Consider the following 12,625-nt stretch of genomic DNA (forward strand, 5'->3'; position numbering starts at 1 on the left):
AGCCAGCCCGCCCTACTGGTCGTTCCCCGGCTCGGTCAGATGGGCGAAGGCCTTCAGGTTCCGGGTGTCGTGACCGCGGTCGACCCGCCACTTCCACTCCTTGCGGATGGCCGAGACGAATCCCAGTTCCAGAGCGGTGTTGAAGTTCTCGTCGGAGTAGGTGAGCACGCAGCCGAGCAGGCGGTCCACCTCATCGGGTGTGACGCCGCCCAACGGCAGCCTCCCTCGGAGGTACACGTCGCCGACCTCGTCCGAGGTGAAGGCCATCCCGTACATGTCGGCGCTGCACCGGGTCAGCCACTGGTAGAAGGCGGCGTGGTTCTCGTCCGGCTGGCGGCAGAAGAACGAGGTGAGGGTGAGGCTGTGCGGACCGGCCTCCAACCACACCAGGGTCTTGAGCTTGGCGGTACCGGGGATCGTGACCAGGAACGAACCCGTGCGCGGGCGCTCGACCTCCAGCCCGCTCTCCGCCAGGGCCTGGTCGATCGCCCTGATCGCGCTCTCGCGCACCGTCTCCGTCGCCACGTTCTCGCCTCTCGCCTCTCTTCGGGCCGCCGTCATCGGCAGGCGGCCAACTGCAGCTCTCGGGGGGTGATGGCGCCCCGGTACACGGCCAACAGCTCGTCCACGGTCCGCGACCACCCCAGGGTGGCCGCGTGCTGGGGCGCGGCTTCGGCCAGCTTGGCACGCCAGGCGGGTTCCGCGATCAGCCGGTGCAGTTCCGCCGCGTAGCGGCTCGGGTCGTGTCCGTCCACCAGGACCCCGGAGACGCCCCCGGAGACCGCAGTGGTCAGCCCGCCCACGCGCGCGGCCAGCACCGGGGTGCCGCAGGCCTGGGATTCCACGGCCACCAGCCCGAAGGATTCGGAGTAGGACGGCACCACGGTCACGGTTGCGGCCCGGTAGTAGTCGGCGAGGCGGCTCCGGTCCTGTGGCGGTTCGAGGCGCATCACGTCGGCCACGCCCAACGAGCGCGCGAGGTCCGTGAGCAGCCGCGGTTCCCGCTTCCCGCCGCCGGACAGGCCGCCGACGACACCGATCACCAGACGTGAGCGGAGCGAGGGGTCGCGTTCGAGGAGTTCGGCCGCGGCGCGGATGAGCACGTCCGGGGCCTTCAGCCGCTGGACCCGGCCGACGAACAGCAGCAGCTCGGCGTCGCGGGGCAGGCCGATCCGCTCCAGGGCCTCGGCACGGGACCCGGGGGTGAAGGTCTCCAGGTCGACCCCTGGCGGGATCGTGCTGATCTGGTCGCTCCGGGCGTCGTAGAAGTCGGTGAGCTGGCGCGCCTCGTCCGGGGTGTTGGCGATGAGCCGGTCGGCCTGCCGGACCAGCTGGTCCTCTCCCTTGACCCGGGCCTCCGGTTCGGGTGCGTCCCCTCCGGCGAGGGCGGCGTTCTTGACCCGGGCCATCGTGTGCATGGTCTGCACCATCGGTACGCCCCAGCGGCGGGCGGCCACCACCCCGGCCTTGCCGGACAGCCAGTAGTGGCCGTGCACGAGGTCGTAGTGGCCCGGTTCGCCCTGTGCCTCGGCGCGCAGCATCCCGAAGATGAACGGGCACAGGTGTTCGTCGAGGGTGTTCTTGTCCAGGTGCCCGTAGGGCCCCGCGGGGACGTGCCGAACGTTCACGCCCGGCGCGAGCTCGACCACCGGAGGGAGGTCGGGGCTGGTGGCCCGGGTGAACACGTCCACGGCCACTCCGCGCTCCGCCATGCGGCGGGCCACTTCGACCACGTACACGTTCATCCCGCCGGCGTCACCGGTGCCGGGTTGGTCGAGGGGGGAAGTGTGCAGGCTGACGGTCGCGATCCTCGAGGGGACCGCCGCCTGTTCGCCCAACGGTACGGGTCCGGACACCGGTGGTCCCTCCAGGTCGTGTGTGCAAGCCGTAGTCGTCAACAGCGACGAAGGTACACACTGTTCCCTACCGGACCGTCCGAGGGGGCGGGGATTGACCCGTTCGGGGTCAGGGTGTAGTAGCCCATCCTGACACGAGGAAGTCCACCGTCTCCGGGAAGGTGCGCGTCCAGGTGGCCAGATCGTGGCCGCCGCGCGGGCTGAGGGTGGTGACCGTCATACCGCGGTCGGTGAGCAGTGCGGAGAACCGTTCGGCCTCGCCGTGGATGCTGCCCTCCTGGAGCGGGGTGTGGTCCTCGCGCCCCTCGACCAGCATGAAGCTGAGATCGCGCACCTCCTCCGGCTCCAGAAGGCGGTCGGGGGAGTGGGGCGCGGTGTCCTCCCCGAAGACCCCGTGGGGGTCGTCCACGCGGAAGTAGCCCGCCCAACTGACGGCTTGGGAGTAGAGGTCGGGGTGGCGCAGGGCCAGTGCGGCGGCGCCGTAACCACCCATCGAGAAGCCGCCGATCGCCCGCAGCGACGCGGGGCGCGGGTGGTGGCCCTCCACCGCGGCCACGACCGTTTCGGTGACGAAACTCTCCAAGGCGAAGCTTCCGTCGTGGGCGTCGCCCCACTCCGTGGTGGAACCGCCGGGACCCTGCCCGTGCGGGGCGGCGATGACGAACTCGACCCCCGACCGGCACATCTGCCGGTCCAACATCTCTCCCAGGTCCGCGTCCATGAGGGTGCGGTGGGTGGAGGCGGAGCCGTGCAGCAGGTACAGGACGGGCAGGTCGGCGCTGTCGGGGCCGGGCGGGCGCCGAATCCACAGCGGGCGGCCCTCCTCGGGGGCTCCGGGCTCCGGCAGGTGGACGACCTCGTCGCTGCCGGGCTCGTCGCAGACGGCGACTTGGCCGGGATGGGGGATCGGTGCCGGTGTTGATTCGGCGTCCGGCGGGAAGTGGGCGTGCCCGGTGGCCAGCTCGGGCTCCGGAGGGGAGAGGTGGTGGCCGAACCGTTCCACCAGTGTGTCCTGGGGTGCGGTGGCCAGCGAGGCGGCGATCAGGGCCACGGCACAGGAAGCGAGGAGCACGGTGGCGCGGCGGGAGAAGGAGGCGAACACGTCGGAACCTCGAGGGTCGGGGGTAACCGGAGCTGCTGTGGGCGAGCGGACTGTAATTACCTACTGTAGTTGAACGTGTTCGCTGTGTGTGGAAGAAGCTACGACGTGCCCGGCGCCCGGGTGGTCGGGCTCCCGGGGCCTCGGGGCCCCGGGATCTCGGGATTCGGTGCTCCCGGGCATCGTCGTTGCGGTCAGACCGCCACGGGGTGCCGCAGCCGCAGCGGATCCGGATAGGGGTGCAGGAAGGTCTGGTTGGTTGCCCACTCCACGTTCTCCGCCGCGCAGTGGTGGCGCAGCAGGGCCACCGGGAGGCTGAGCGGGGCCTGCCCTTCCCGGTAGTCCTCGATCTCGGCCAGGAGGCCGTGCCTGCGGGTGTCGTCCAGCAGCGGGCTGATCATCCCGAAGGTGTGCTGGAGCACGTTGGCGTTTCTCCCCCGGCTCGCCTTGAGCGCGAGAGTGCGCTGGAAGGCCTCCGTGTAGGCGGCCGCCACCTCCTCGGTATCGCTGGCCCCGACCCGGGCCACGATCCGGCCGGTCTCCCGGTAGCCGTCGGGCGAATGCGCCATGAGCTGGAGTTTGTGCCGGGTGTGGAAGTCCACCAGGTCCCGCGGGCGCCACGCCGAGTCCAGCAGGGCGCGCAGCCGGGCGTGTGCGAAGACCCGCTCCACGAAGTGCTCGCGCAGCACCGAGTCGGACAGGCGGCCCTGCTCCTCCACGGGAAGGTACGGAAGCAGGGCGGTGAGCCGGGCGGCGAAGGCGCCGCGGCCGGTGCCGCGCAACCGGTCGCCGTGGTCGTCGAACACCGGTAGGGAGAACAGGCCGCAGCTCGGAGACTTGTTCTTGAGCACGTAGCCGTCCAGGCGGCGCAGTTCGGCGAGGTGCCGGTCGGCGACGTTGGCGAGGTCGTCGGAGTGGTCCGCGCCGTCCTTGCTGGAGATCACCCGGTCGGAGCCCTCGGAGTCCTGGAGCCGTAGGGTCGGCCGGGGCACGCCGAGTCCGATCTCGGCTTCCGGGCAGACCGGTAGCCAGTCCACGTGCCGGTCGAGTTCGTCGGTGAGGAACCTGTGGCGCGAGTGGCCCCCGTTGTAGCGGACGGGTGCGCCGAGGAGGCAACTGGAGACCCCGACAACGGGGCGGACGACTGGGCTCGGAGACGGGTTCATAACCGGGCCGTACCCAGCGTCGGTCAAGGTAACCACCAGGGATAACGGGCTGTAGTGTGCAAGCGACCCTTAGCGAAGGAGCGATGTTGGCCGCCCCCTCCATAGTCCTGTTCACCCAGGACCTGCGCCTGCACGACCACCCCGCACTCACCGCTGCCCTGGAGGGCCCCGGTCCCGTAGTGCCCCTGTTCGTCCTCGAACCCGCCCTGCTCCGCCGCGCGGCCCGCAACCGCCTCGCCTACCTCGCCGAAGCCCTCGCCGACCTCCGGTCCGGGCTCCGCGAACGCGGCGGCGACCTGGTCCTGCGCCGGGGTGACACCGCTACCCAGGTCCGTGCCCTGGCCGGGGAGACCGGGGCCGAAACGGTCCACTTGAGCTCGGGCGTCAGCGGGTTCGCGGCGCGGCGGCTGAAGAAGCTGTGCGCCACCGGGTTGGGCGTGCGGACCCACGCCGGGCTGACCGTCGTCCAGCCGGGGGCGGTCACACCTGTCAGCGGTGACCACTACAAGGTGTTCACGCCCTACTGGCGGGCCTGGGAAGCGGCGGAGTGGCGCGAGGTACTGCCCGAACCGGGGCGGGTGGCCCTGCCGGCAGGGATCGATCCCGGGCCGCTGACCGCACCCGAGGGCGGCGTGGGAGCCCTTTCCCCGGAGCGCGTGCGCGGCGGGTGGACTCGCGCACGCGAGCGCCTGCGCAACTGGCTCGACCTGGGCCTCGCCGACTACGCCGAACGACACGACGACCTCCCCGGCGCCGCCACGTCGGGGCTCTCAGCCGACCTGCGTTTCGGCTGCCTGTCGCCGCTGGAGCTGGCCCGGGCCGCGGGGAGCCTCCCGGGCGGCTCCGCGTACGTCCGGCAGCTCGCCTGGCGCGACTTCCACCACCAGGTGACCGCGGCCTTCCCGGAGATCAACACCCGCGACTACCGCCCCCGGGACCGGGAGTGGCGCGACGACCGGGACGCCCTCACCGCCTGGAAGGAGGGCCGTACCGGGGTGCCCGTGGTGGACGCGGGCATGCGGCAGCTCCTCCGCGAGGGCTTCATGCACAACCGCACGCGGATGATCACCGCGGCCTTCCTCACCAAGACACTGCTCGTGCACTGGAGGGAGGGCGCGGCGCACTTCGACGCGCACCTTACCGACGGCGACGTGGCCAACGACTACGGCAACTGGCAGTGGGTCGCCGGGACCGGGAACGACACCCGCCCCAACCGGGCCTTCAACCCGTCGCGGCAGGCCCGCCGCTTCGACCCCGGAGGCGAGTACGTGCGGCGGTACGTGCCCGAACTCGCCGACCTGTCCGGGGCACGGGCCCACACGCCGTGGCTGGAGGGGCCCGGCGAGGGTGTCGGGGGCTATCCGCCGCCGATCGCCGACCCCGGCCGCTGATGCGGTCGATCCGGGGCCGGGACGGTCAGGGCCGGTCCTTGCAGAGCCGGTCCGGCTGAATGCGAGACGGTTCGGTCCGGTCAGGCGTTGTAGTGACCGCAGTTGGGGCAGGTGCGGATCCCGGCGTTGAGGTACTCGCCGCACCTCTCGCACTGGCCGACGATGGGTTTGTCGTGCTTGGGGGACATAGCGGGGGTGGGGCGGGGGAGTGGGGAAACGGGCCTCAAGAGTCATCCTTCCGTCTCGGCGAGCCCGTCGATGATGTCGTCCAGGACGAGTGTGCGGTCCACGGTCGACATCAAGCGCAGTTCCCGGAGTGCGGGGACGGTGTCCACGCTGTCGCCCTCGGCTCCCGTCACCGTGCACACGCGCATGCAGTGCTGGGTCGGGGCCTGCCAGAAGTCTCGTTCATCGATGGGGGCGATGCGGTACACGGTCGCGGGGTACTGGGAGGGCCTGCTGGGGGAGTGCCACTGCTGTACGCGGGACAGGACGAAGCCAGTGATCAGTGAGTCGAAAACACCCTCCGACGCGAGGTCGGCCAGGGCGTCCTTGTCGCCTTCGGCACGGCAGGCGTCACACCCGGCGAGTTCCGCGCGCAGCAGCCAACGGGCGCGCGCGTGACTCACCTCTGGATTCTTGAGCTTGCTCGGATGCCGATGTCCCATACACCGGAGAGTACGACGCGCTGGATCCCGGTGACAGCCGGGGCTCGCGCACCGGGCCGGACCGCTGGCCGGGACTCCGGTCAGGCGCTGTCGAAAGCCCTCCGGAACGCGTACAGCGCGGTCTCGTCGAACAGCACAAGCTCCACCAGCGGCACTTTGGTCTCCGCGGTGCGCAGGGCCTCGGCGGCGATGCGCGCGGCGTCCTCCAGCGGCCACCGGTACACACCGGTGGAGATCGCGGGGAAGGCCACCGACGTCGCACCCAGCTCGCTCGCGACCCGGAGCGACTCGGTGAAGCAGGAGGCCAGTACCCCCGAGCGGTCCTCTGACTCGCTGTACACCGGGCCCACGGTGTGGATCACCCAGCGGGCGGGCAGCTCTCCCGCCGTCGTCGCCACCGCCTGGCCCGCGGGCAGGCCGTCGCCGTAGCGCGAGGCGCGCAGTTCCCGGCACTCCGCCAGGATCGCCTCGCCGCCCTTGCGGTGGATGGCGCCGTCGACCCCTCCGCCGCCCAGCAGTGAGCTGTTGGCCGCGTTGACGACCGCGTCCACGTGCTGTTCGGTGATGTCCCCCCGAGACAGGTGGATCCGCATCAGGACAGTCATGGTCCTCTCCAAAGGCGTCACCGGCACAGGTGTCACCGGCCCCCTACCCGGGGCGCGGGACATGCATCACTCCGGCTTGACACGGTTCGTTGGAACACCCGCGAACCGGACCCTTGCCCCGGGGTCTGAACACCCTTGCTTACCGGCAATCCAGACTTAACCCGGGGGTGGGAGAGGGGGTACTACCGACCGTCGTAGACTTACGTACATGAATCGGCTTGGCGAACTCGAACGCGCGGTGATGGATGTACTGTGGGCACGCAACGAACCCATGACGGTTCGCGAGGTCGGCAAAGCACTCGCCGAGCGGGACCTGGCACACACGACCGTCATGACCGTGCTCGACCGGCTCGCCAAGAAGAAGGTCGTCGACCGGGTACGTGAGGGTCGTGCGTGGCGGTACAGCCCGGCAGCGAGCCGGGAAAGCTACGTTTCCGAGATGATGTTCGACGCACTCGGGCAGACGGTGGACCGTGACGCGGCCCTGGCCGCCTTCGTCCAGTCCATGGACGGCCAGGAGGCTGAAGCGCTCCGGCGCGCACTCGCGGAAACCGAGCAGCCAAGGAACTAGTCCGTATGGTCAGTGCCGCCCTCCTCACACTCGTCGCGGTCAGCTGCCTCGTCGCAATGGAAGCCCTCCATCGGGCGAAGTGGCCCTCCCGCGGCCCGTACACGGCCGTCATCGCATGGCAGGCCCTCGGCCTGGCCTGGGGTGTTTCGACCATCGGCGCACTGGTGGCCTACGGCCTTTCCTCCTACGAGCTCGGAGCCGCGGGCGGACTGATGGCGGCCGCCACCGACCTGGTCACCGGCGAGTTCATCCTCGCCGAGTTCTCGCAGGGGATCGAAGGCATAAGCCATCTGGCCGCCGTCGCCCTCGCCCTGGTCCTGACCCTGGTGCTCTTCTCCGGTCTGGTCGCCTCCTTCGTCCAGGTGGTCCGGGTGCGGCGCCGCCACCACGACCTCCTCGAGCTCGTGGCCAGCGACCACCCCGACGTCCCGGGCGCCCGCGTGGTGGACCATCCCGCGGCAGCGGCGTACTGCCTGCCCGGGGTACTGCGCTCCCAGGTGGTCATCAGCGCCGGTGCGCTGGAGATGCTCGACAACCGTGAACTGGCCGCCGTGCTCGCCCACGAGCACGCGCACCTGCGACAGCGCCACGACCTGGTGCTGCTGCCGTTCTCCTCGCTGAAGCGGGCCTTCCCGCGCGTGCGGCTGGTACGGACCTACTACGAGAGCGTCGCGCTACTCATCGAGATGTGCGCCGACGACCAGGCCCGCCGCAAGAGCACCTCCCGTGAACTCGCGATGGCCCTGCTGCGCTTCGGGGCCGCGGGCCCCGCCCCGGTGCCCGCCGGCGCCATGGCCGCTGTCCGTCAGGCCGAGCCCGCCGTGATGCGCAGGGTCAACCGCCTCCTGCGCCCCGATGACGAACTCCCGTACCACGCGGGTGCAGTCATCATGGGTAGTTCGGCGTTCCTCCTGGCTACCGTCACCTGCCTCTGGCACATTCCGCTCTGACCTGCGAATCCGCGTACACGATCGCCCGCTCACACCCTCGGACACGCCGCGGCCACGGGCCAGCACTGTGAGACCAGCCTCCTCCGGGCACGATTGGCATGTCCTGTCCGTTTACCGTGGAGAGCGGGCGGAACCCCCGTTCGAACGCGCGTAGCACGGGAGTGTTGAGGCTTCATGGGATTGATCTGGCAGCTCATCTATCTGGTCACGTTCGTGGCGAGCCTGTACGCGTTCATCGAGGCCCTGCGCACCCCGGAGCAGGCCTTCGTGGTGATGGACAAGCAGACCAAGCAGCTGTGGTTGATCCTCACCGGCGTCGCTTCGGCGGTCTCACTCCTGGCGGTGTTCTCCGGGCAGGGCATGTTCGTCATCCTGAGCCTGGTCGCCACGCTCATCTTCCTGCTGGACGTCCGGCCCGCCATCAAGGGCATCAGCGGAAACCAGAACAACGGTCCCTACGGGCCCTGACGGAGGTCCCGTCCGTGAGGTGCGGCCGCGTCGGAGCGTAGCCCGGACAGGCACACGTCGACGAGCGGGTCGGCGAGTTCGGCCAGCCGGACGGCGGGGTCCATCAGCCACTGGACGAGGCAGCCCTCGATCGCGCCGACCACCACCGTGGCCTCGGGCTCTCCGACCCCGGGGCGCAGGTCTCCCTCCTCGGCGGCCCGCCTGAGCAGTTCGGCCACGGCGGCCCGGTACTCGCGGTAGACCGAGGCCATGTCCAGCGGTGTCCTGACGTCCGTGTGGCGGCCCGCCGCCCACAGGTCGACCATGACCCGGGTGAGGTCGGGCTCGTCGGCGAGCATCGCCACGGCCGACCGGACCAGCCTGCCGAGCCGCTCCAGGGCGGGCTCCTCCTCCGCCCGTGCCCGCTCCAGCACGGTGGCCGAGCGCGCGGCGAGCCGTTCGAACGCCCCGCTCAGCACCGCCTCCCGGCTGTCGAAGGAGAGGTAGACGCTGCCCTTGGCGACGCCCGCCTCGGCGGCGACGTCCTCGATCCGGCTCGCGGCGAACCCCTGCCGGGCGAACACGCGCACGGCGGCGGACAGGATGTCCTCACGCCGCGCCGACCTGTCGATCCTCTTCGGTGCCATGGTCCGCCTCCCCCGCAGTCCGCTGTTCCGCTCCGGGGAGCATATGGCCGATCAGCAGCTTGACGAGCATGACCGGGGCCAACCACACCAGCGCCCCGGGAACGGGGAGCAGAACGAGCGCGGCGGCCGAGCCGGTCACGGTGGCGCCGAGCGCCACGGGAGCCCGCAGCGTGCTCGGGGTGAGGCCGACGGCGACCGCCCCGGTCAGGGCCAGAAGGTAGAGGGCGGCCGCCGTCCACCAGCCCAGGCCGGGAACGAACAGGGCCAGCACGAACGGCTGGACGTGGGCGGCCACGAACAGCAGGCGGTGGCGGAGCGTACGGCCCGGTCCGTGGTACCGGCGTTTGCTGGCAGCGGTGGCTGTCGCGGCGGCGCCGCCGAAGAAGTCGAAGGCGACGAGGCCGACCACCGCGGTCGCGGTCCAGGGCAGCCCGGCGCTCAGGCAGGCTCCGACGGCGATGAGGGTGCCGACCAGCGCGCTGGCCAGGGTTGCGGTGACCTCCCAGGGGGAGGGGTCCGGGCCCACTAAGCCCGCAGTGGTCCACCGCCAAGCGCGGGCGAGAGGACCGGTGGACGGGGGAGTGAGGGACGGCGCGGTTGTCACGGTGTCTCCGATCTTATTATGACTGACTGGTCAGTCATAATAAAAGACGTTGGATCGGCGGGAAAGTGGGCGGCCCGAACCCAACCCCCCGCCTCCGCGGGCGGCCAGCCCCCTCGTCGGCGGCCTGCGGGTCGGGCCGCCCGAACCCTTACGGAGGTCCGCTTGGCCGACGGGTGTTCGGGTCTCCCTTCCCGCCCAGCGACGTGGCGTCCGGTGGGAGCACGCTCCACAGCGACTCCGCGTAGGCGGGATCGCTGGTGTAGTACGAGTGGCCGAGGATCTCCGGACGCCTCGCCTCCCCCGGTGGCGCGTCGTAGGAACGCGGGTCGGGTACCGGACCGGCCTGCTCGACGTACTCCTCTCCGCGGCCCTCGGGCCCCAGGCGGCGGACGGGCCCGGCGATGGCGTCGGTGACCCGCCACAGGTTGCGCCAGGAGTGCACCCGGCCCGCGAGGTCCGCGAAGGACGCCGGGCCGAAGTAGGCCGGGAAGTAGCGGGCGTACAGCCGGTCCAGCGGAGACCCGTGGGTGACCAGGGAGACCCGGTCCAGGCTCTCCTCCGGCAGCTGCCACACCGTCGCCGCGGCCAGGACCGAGCCCTGGGAGTGCCCCGAGAGCACCACGCCGGTGCCCTCACGGGCCATCCGGGCCACCCGGGCGGTCAGCTGGGGGACCGCCCGCTCGGCGTAGGAGGGCGGCGCCAGCGGGTGCGCGACCCTGGGCCAGAACGTGCCCACGTCCCAGACCGCACCGACGGCCTGGCGGGTCGGCCGGTCGCGGTAGGCGCTGCGCCCGATCCAGGCCAGACCGGCCAGGGCGGCCCCGCCGAGGATCGAACCGATACCGACCATCGCGGTCAGGGTCTCCTGCGCCAGCCCGCGTACCTCGCTCGCCACCGCGGCGGGAGCGTCCGCCGGACCGGCCACCAGGTTGCCGGTGAAGATGGAGTACAGGGCGAGCCCCACGAGCGGCACCACCGGGAGGAGCAGCGCGGCCAGGATCGCGGGCAGCACCTCGGTCAGCTGCCCGACCGCCCTGGCCCTGGCGATGGCCCACGTACGGCGGTCGCGCACGCTGCGCTCGTACAGTGAGGTCACCTCGGGCAGCTGGTCCCGTACCCGGCCGCGCAGGCCCACCGCCAGGATCCCCGCCACGACCAGCACGATCACCGCCTCGAAGGTGAAGGCCAGCTGCAGCCAGGAGTAGGCGGTGGGCGGGGACAGGTCCAGGCAGTCCGCCTCGGGGGCGTTCATCGAGCCGCAGCCGCTCAGCCACAGCGATCCCTGGTAGACGAGCGCAGCCGAGAATCCACCGCCCAGGAGGGTTCCGAGGGCTGCCGTCGACGGCCCCGCGAGCCCTCGCATCGGGGTCCGGGTATGCGGGCGGTCGACCGCGAACAGGACCAGCGCGGACACCAGCAGGAGCAGCACGAGCGCGCCTTGGGTGGCGAAGAGCGTGTTCAGCATGGTGCCGCTACCGGGCAGCCGCCCTTCGGCCACCCACTCGGGGCGCGGCCACACCGTGTACACGGCCACGGCGGCGACCAGGACCAGCGTGGTGTCGCGCAGGATGCGGCAGAACCGGTCCGCCCGGGCGTTCCACCGCGGGTCCATCCCCGGGACCAGGACGCTGGCGGTACTGGCCAGCGCCACCGTCCCGAGCAGGACGGCCAGGACCGTGCCGGGCATCCAGAGCCCGAACCCGGTGAGCGGGCCGTCCCGTCGGGCGAGGTCGTACAGGAGCGGCGGCAGCACCATCAGCGCCGCGATCGTGCCGAGGGCGATCGCGATGTGGGCCGACCGCAGCCGCGCCATGATCTCGCTGTTGCGCCAGAAGTCGGGGTGGCTCAGCGGGGCGTCCTCGGAGTACTCCGGCGGGACCGTCTCGGTCGACACCTCGTAGTCGGCGGCGGTACGCCGGGACAACCGCCAGAGCACCACGACGACGGCGGCCGGTACCGCCGCGCCCACCAGCAGCCCCCAGCCCGGTACGGACAGCGGGGAGGACGTGGAGGCCAGGAACGCCAGCCACGGGCGGGCCTGGACGCACTCCTCACCCTGGCCGCCGCACTGCCACGCGACCAGGTCCATCCCCACGCCGGCGGCGGCCAGGGTGATGAGCATGGTCAGCGACAGGGCCAGCAGCCGTACCCCGGCCCCGTAACCGATGTTCGCCGCACGGCGGATCCCCGTCTGCTCCGGGTCCATCCGGCCCGGGCGCATCCAGTACGCCACGTTGATCATCATGAACGGCAGCAACAGCAGCCAGAAGGCCCGCGAAGCGCTCCCCGAGGTCAGGTTGCCCCAGGCGAAGATCTCCCTGCGTACCCCGGGGACGGTCTTGGTGTCGGGTTCCCGGCGCCACCGGAAGAAGCCCGCCATCCGGTCACCGCCCACGCGCATGGCGGGTTCCGCGTCCAGGAGCTCCTCCGCCTGACCGCCGCTGACCCCGTGCACGCGGAGCTCGACGCAGTTGAGGTCCTGGGAGGGAGGGGGTTCCGCGGGCGCTGGGCCGGAGAGGGTCCGGGGAGCGGGGGCGTGGCTGGTGGGCTCGTGCGAGCCGGGGGGTTCAGCTGTGTCCGGCATGTCAGCATCCTGCCACGCGGAGTGCTGGCGAAACACC

At 71.4% G+C, this 12,625-nt stretch carries 13 protein-coding genes; 4 read left to right on the plus strand and 9 right to left on the minus strand.

The features are described 5' to 3' along the window. Positions 1 to 12: 12 nt before the first annotated feature. From ACYVD1_RS02800 to ACYVD1_RS02815, 4 genes are all read right to left on the minus strand, one after another. On the minus strand, positions 13 to 561 hold the full coding sequence (locus ACYVD1_RS02800; RefSeq protein ID WP_460767442.1) for a YbjN domain-containing protein: 549 nt from the start codon (positions 559 to 561) through the stop codon (positions 13 to 15). Beyond that, entirely contained in the window at positions 558 to 1,856 is a 1,299-nt protein-coding gene (mshA, locus tag ACYVD1_RS02805; RefSeq protein WP_460754184.1) for a D-inositol-3-phosphate glycosyltransferase, read from the minus strand. Before mshA ends, ACYVD1_RS02800 begins: the two co-directional genes overlap by 4 nt. Before the next feature lie 109 nt (positions 1,857 to 1,965). After that, positions 1,966 to 2,958 carry an alpha/beta hydrolase gene (locus ACYVD1_RS02810; RefSeq protein WP_460767445.1) on the minus strand — a complete coding sequence of 331 codons (993 nt, stop codon included), beginning with the start codon at positions 2,956 to 2,958 and terminating at the stop codon, positions 1,966 to 1,968. A 191-nt stretch (positions 2,959 to 3,149) separates the two neighbouring features. Continuing rightward, positions 3,150 to 4,121: a YbgA family protein gene (locus ACYVD1_RS02815; protein WP_460754191.1), complete on the minus strand. Its 972-nt coding sequence runs from the start codon at positions 4,119 to 4,121 to the stop codon at positions 3,150 to 3,152. 83 nt (positions 4,122 to 4,204) lie between these two features. On the opposite strand from ACYVD1_RS02815, the gene ACYVD1_RS02820 reads away from it, so the two are divergent. Further along, entirely contained in the window at positions 4,205 to 5,512 is a 1,308-nt protein-coding gene (locus ACYVD1_RS02820; RefSeq protein WP_460754194.1) for a cryptochrome/photolyase family protein, read from the plus strand. A 230-nt stretch (positions 5,513 to 5,742) separates the two neighbouring features. Here ACYVD1_RS02820 and ACYVD1_RS02825 read toward each other — a convergent pair whose 3' ends face one another. Continuing rightward, positions 5,743 to 6,180, minus strand: a complete 438-nt coding sequence (locus tag ACYVD1_RS02825; protein ID WP_460754198.1) for a hypothetical protein — start codon at positions 6,178 to 6,180, stop codon at positions 5,743 to 5,745. A gap of 80 nt (positions 6,181 to 6,260) precedes the next feature. Next, the gene (locus ACYVD1_RS02830; protein ID WP_460754311.1) at positions 6,261 to 6,773 is read right to left on the minus strand and encodes an O-acetyl-ADP-ribose deacetylase; all 513 of its coding nucleotides are present in this window, start codon (positions 6,771 to 6,773) and stop codon (positions 6,261 to 6,263) included. A 220-nt stretch (positions 6,774 to 6,993) separates the two neighbouring features. Here ACYVD1_RS02830 and ACYVD1_RS02835 point away from each other — a divergent pair, with 220 nt between their 5' ends. From ACYVD1_RS02835 to ACYVD1_RS02845, 3 genes are all read left to right on the plus strand, one after another. Then, complete coding sequence (locus ACYVD1_RS02835; protein WP_460754203.1) at positions 6,994 to 7,356, plus strand: BlaI/MecI/CopY family transcriptional regulator; 363 nt, start codon at positions 6,994 to 6,996, stop codon at positions 7,354 to 7,356. A 5-nt stretch (positions 7,357 to 7,361) separates the two neighbouring features. Continuing rightward, positions 7,362 to 8,306, plus strand: coding sequence for a M56 family metallopeptidase (locus ACYVD1_RS02840; protein ID WP_460754206.1), 945 nt, complete (start codon positions 7,362 to 7,364; stop codon positions 8,304 to 8,306). A gap of 174 nt (positions 8,307 to 8,480) precedes the next feature. Further along, entirely contained in the window at positions 8,481 to 8,774 is a 294-nt protein-coding gene (locus ACYVD1_RS02845; RefSeq protein WP_460754211.1) for a DUF2516 family protein, read from the plus strand. On the opposite strand, the gene ACYVD1_RS02850 is transcribed toward ACYVD1_RS02845, so the two are convergent. The 3 genes from ACYVD1_RS02850 to ACYVD1_RS02860 all read right to left on the minus strand — a co-directional run bounded on the left by ACYVD1_RS02850 (position 8,762) and on the right by ACYVD1_RS02860 (position 12,588). Next, the gene (locus ACYVD1_RS02850) at positions 8,762 to 9,400 is read right to left on the minus strand and encodes a TetR family transcriptional regulator (protein ID WP_460754215.1); all 639 of its coding nucleotides are present in this window, start codon (positions 9,398 to 9,400) and stop codon (positions 8,762 to 8,764) included. The genes ACYVD1_RS02845 and ACYVD1_RS02850 overlap by 13 nt on opposite strands. Then, positions 9,363 to 10,004 carry a hypothetical protein gene (locus ACYVD1_RS02855; RefSeq protein ID WP_460767448.1) on the minus strand — a complete coding sequence of 214 codons (642 nt, stop codon included), beginning with the start codon at positions 10,002 to 10,004 and terminating at the stop codon, positions 9,363 to 9,365. Before ACYVD1_RS02855 ends, ACYVD1_RS02850 begins: the two co-directional genes overlap by 38 nt. Before the next feature lie 148 nt (positions 10,005 to 10,152). After that, a complete protein-coding gene (locus tag ACYVD1_RS02860) occupies positions 10,153 to 12,588 on the minus strand; it encodes a hypothetical protein (RefSeq protein WP_460754223.1) in 2,436 nt (811 codons plus the stop codon). Positions 12,589 to 12,625 lie beyond the last annotated feature (37 nt).

The organism is Nocardiopsis nanhaiensis (genome assembly GCF_054778635.1).

Coding starts and splice junctions, on each gene's coding strand:
- ACYVD1_RS02825 (WP_460754198.1), bottom strand. CDS start 6,180: ATGGGACATCGGCATCCGAGCAAGCTCAAGAATCCAGAGGTGAGTCAC.
- ACYVD1_RS02815 (WP_460754191.1), bottom strand. CDS start 4,121: ATGAACCCGTCTCCGAGCCCAGTCGTCCGCCCCGTTGTCGGGGTCTCC.
- ACYVD1_RS02860 (WP_460754223.1), bottom strand. CDS start 12,588: ATGCCGGACACAGCTGAACCCCCCGGCTCGCACGAGCCCACCAGCCAC.
- ACYVD1_RS02830 (WP_460754311.1), bottom strand. CDS start 6,773: ATGCGGATCCACCTGTCTCGGGGGGACATCACCGAACAGCACGTGGAC.
- ACYVD1_RS02840 (WP_460754206.1), top strand. CDS start 7,362: ATGGTCAGTGCCGCCCTCCTCACACTCGTCGCGGTCAGCTGCCTCGTC.
- ACYVD1_RS02850 (WP_460754215.1), bottom strand. CDS start 9,400: ATGGCACCGAAGAGGATCGACAGGTCGGCGCGGCGTGAGGACATCCTG.
- ACYVD1_RS02845 (WP_460754211.1), top strand. CDS start 8,481: ATGGGATTGATCTGGCAGCTCATCTATCTGGTCACGTTCGTGGCGAGC.
- ACYVD1_RS02835 (WP_460754203.1), top strand. CDS start 6,994: ATGAATCGGCTTGGCGAACTCGAACGCGCGGTGATGGATGTACTGTGG.
- ACYVD1_RS02820 (WP_460754194.1), top strand. CDS start 4,205: ATGTTGGCCGCCCCCTCCATAGTCCTGTTCACCCAGGACCTGCGCCTG.
- ACYVD1_RS02800 (WP_460767442.1), bottom strand. CDS start 561: ATGACGGCGGCCCGAAGAGAGGCGAGAGGCGAGAACGTGGCGACGGAG.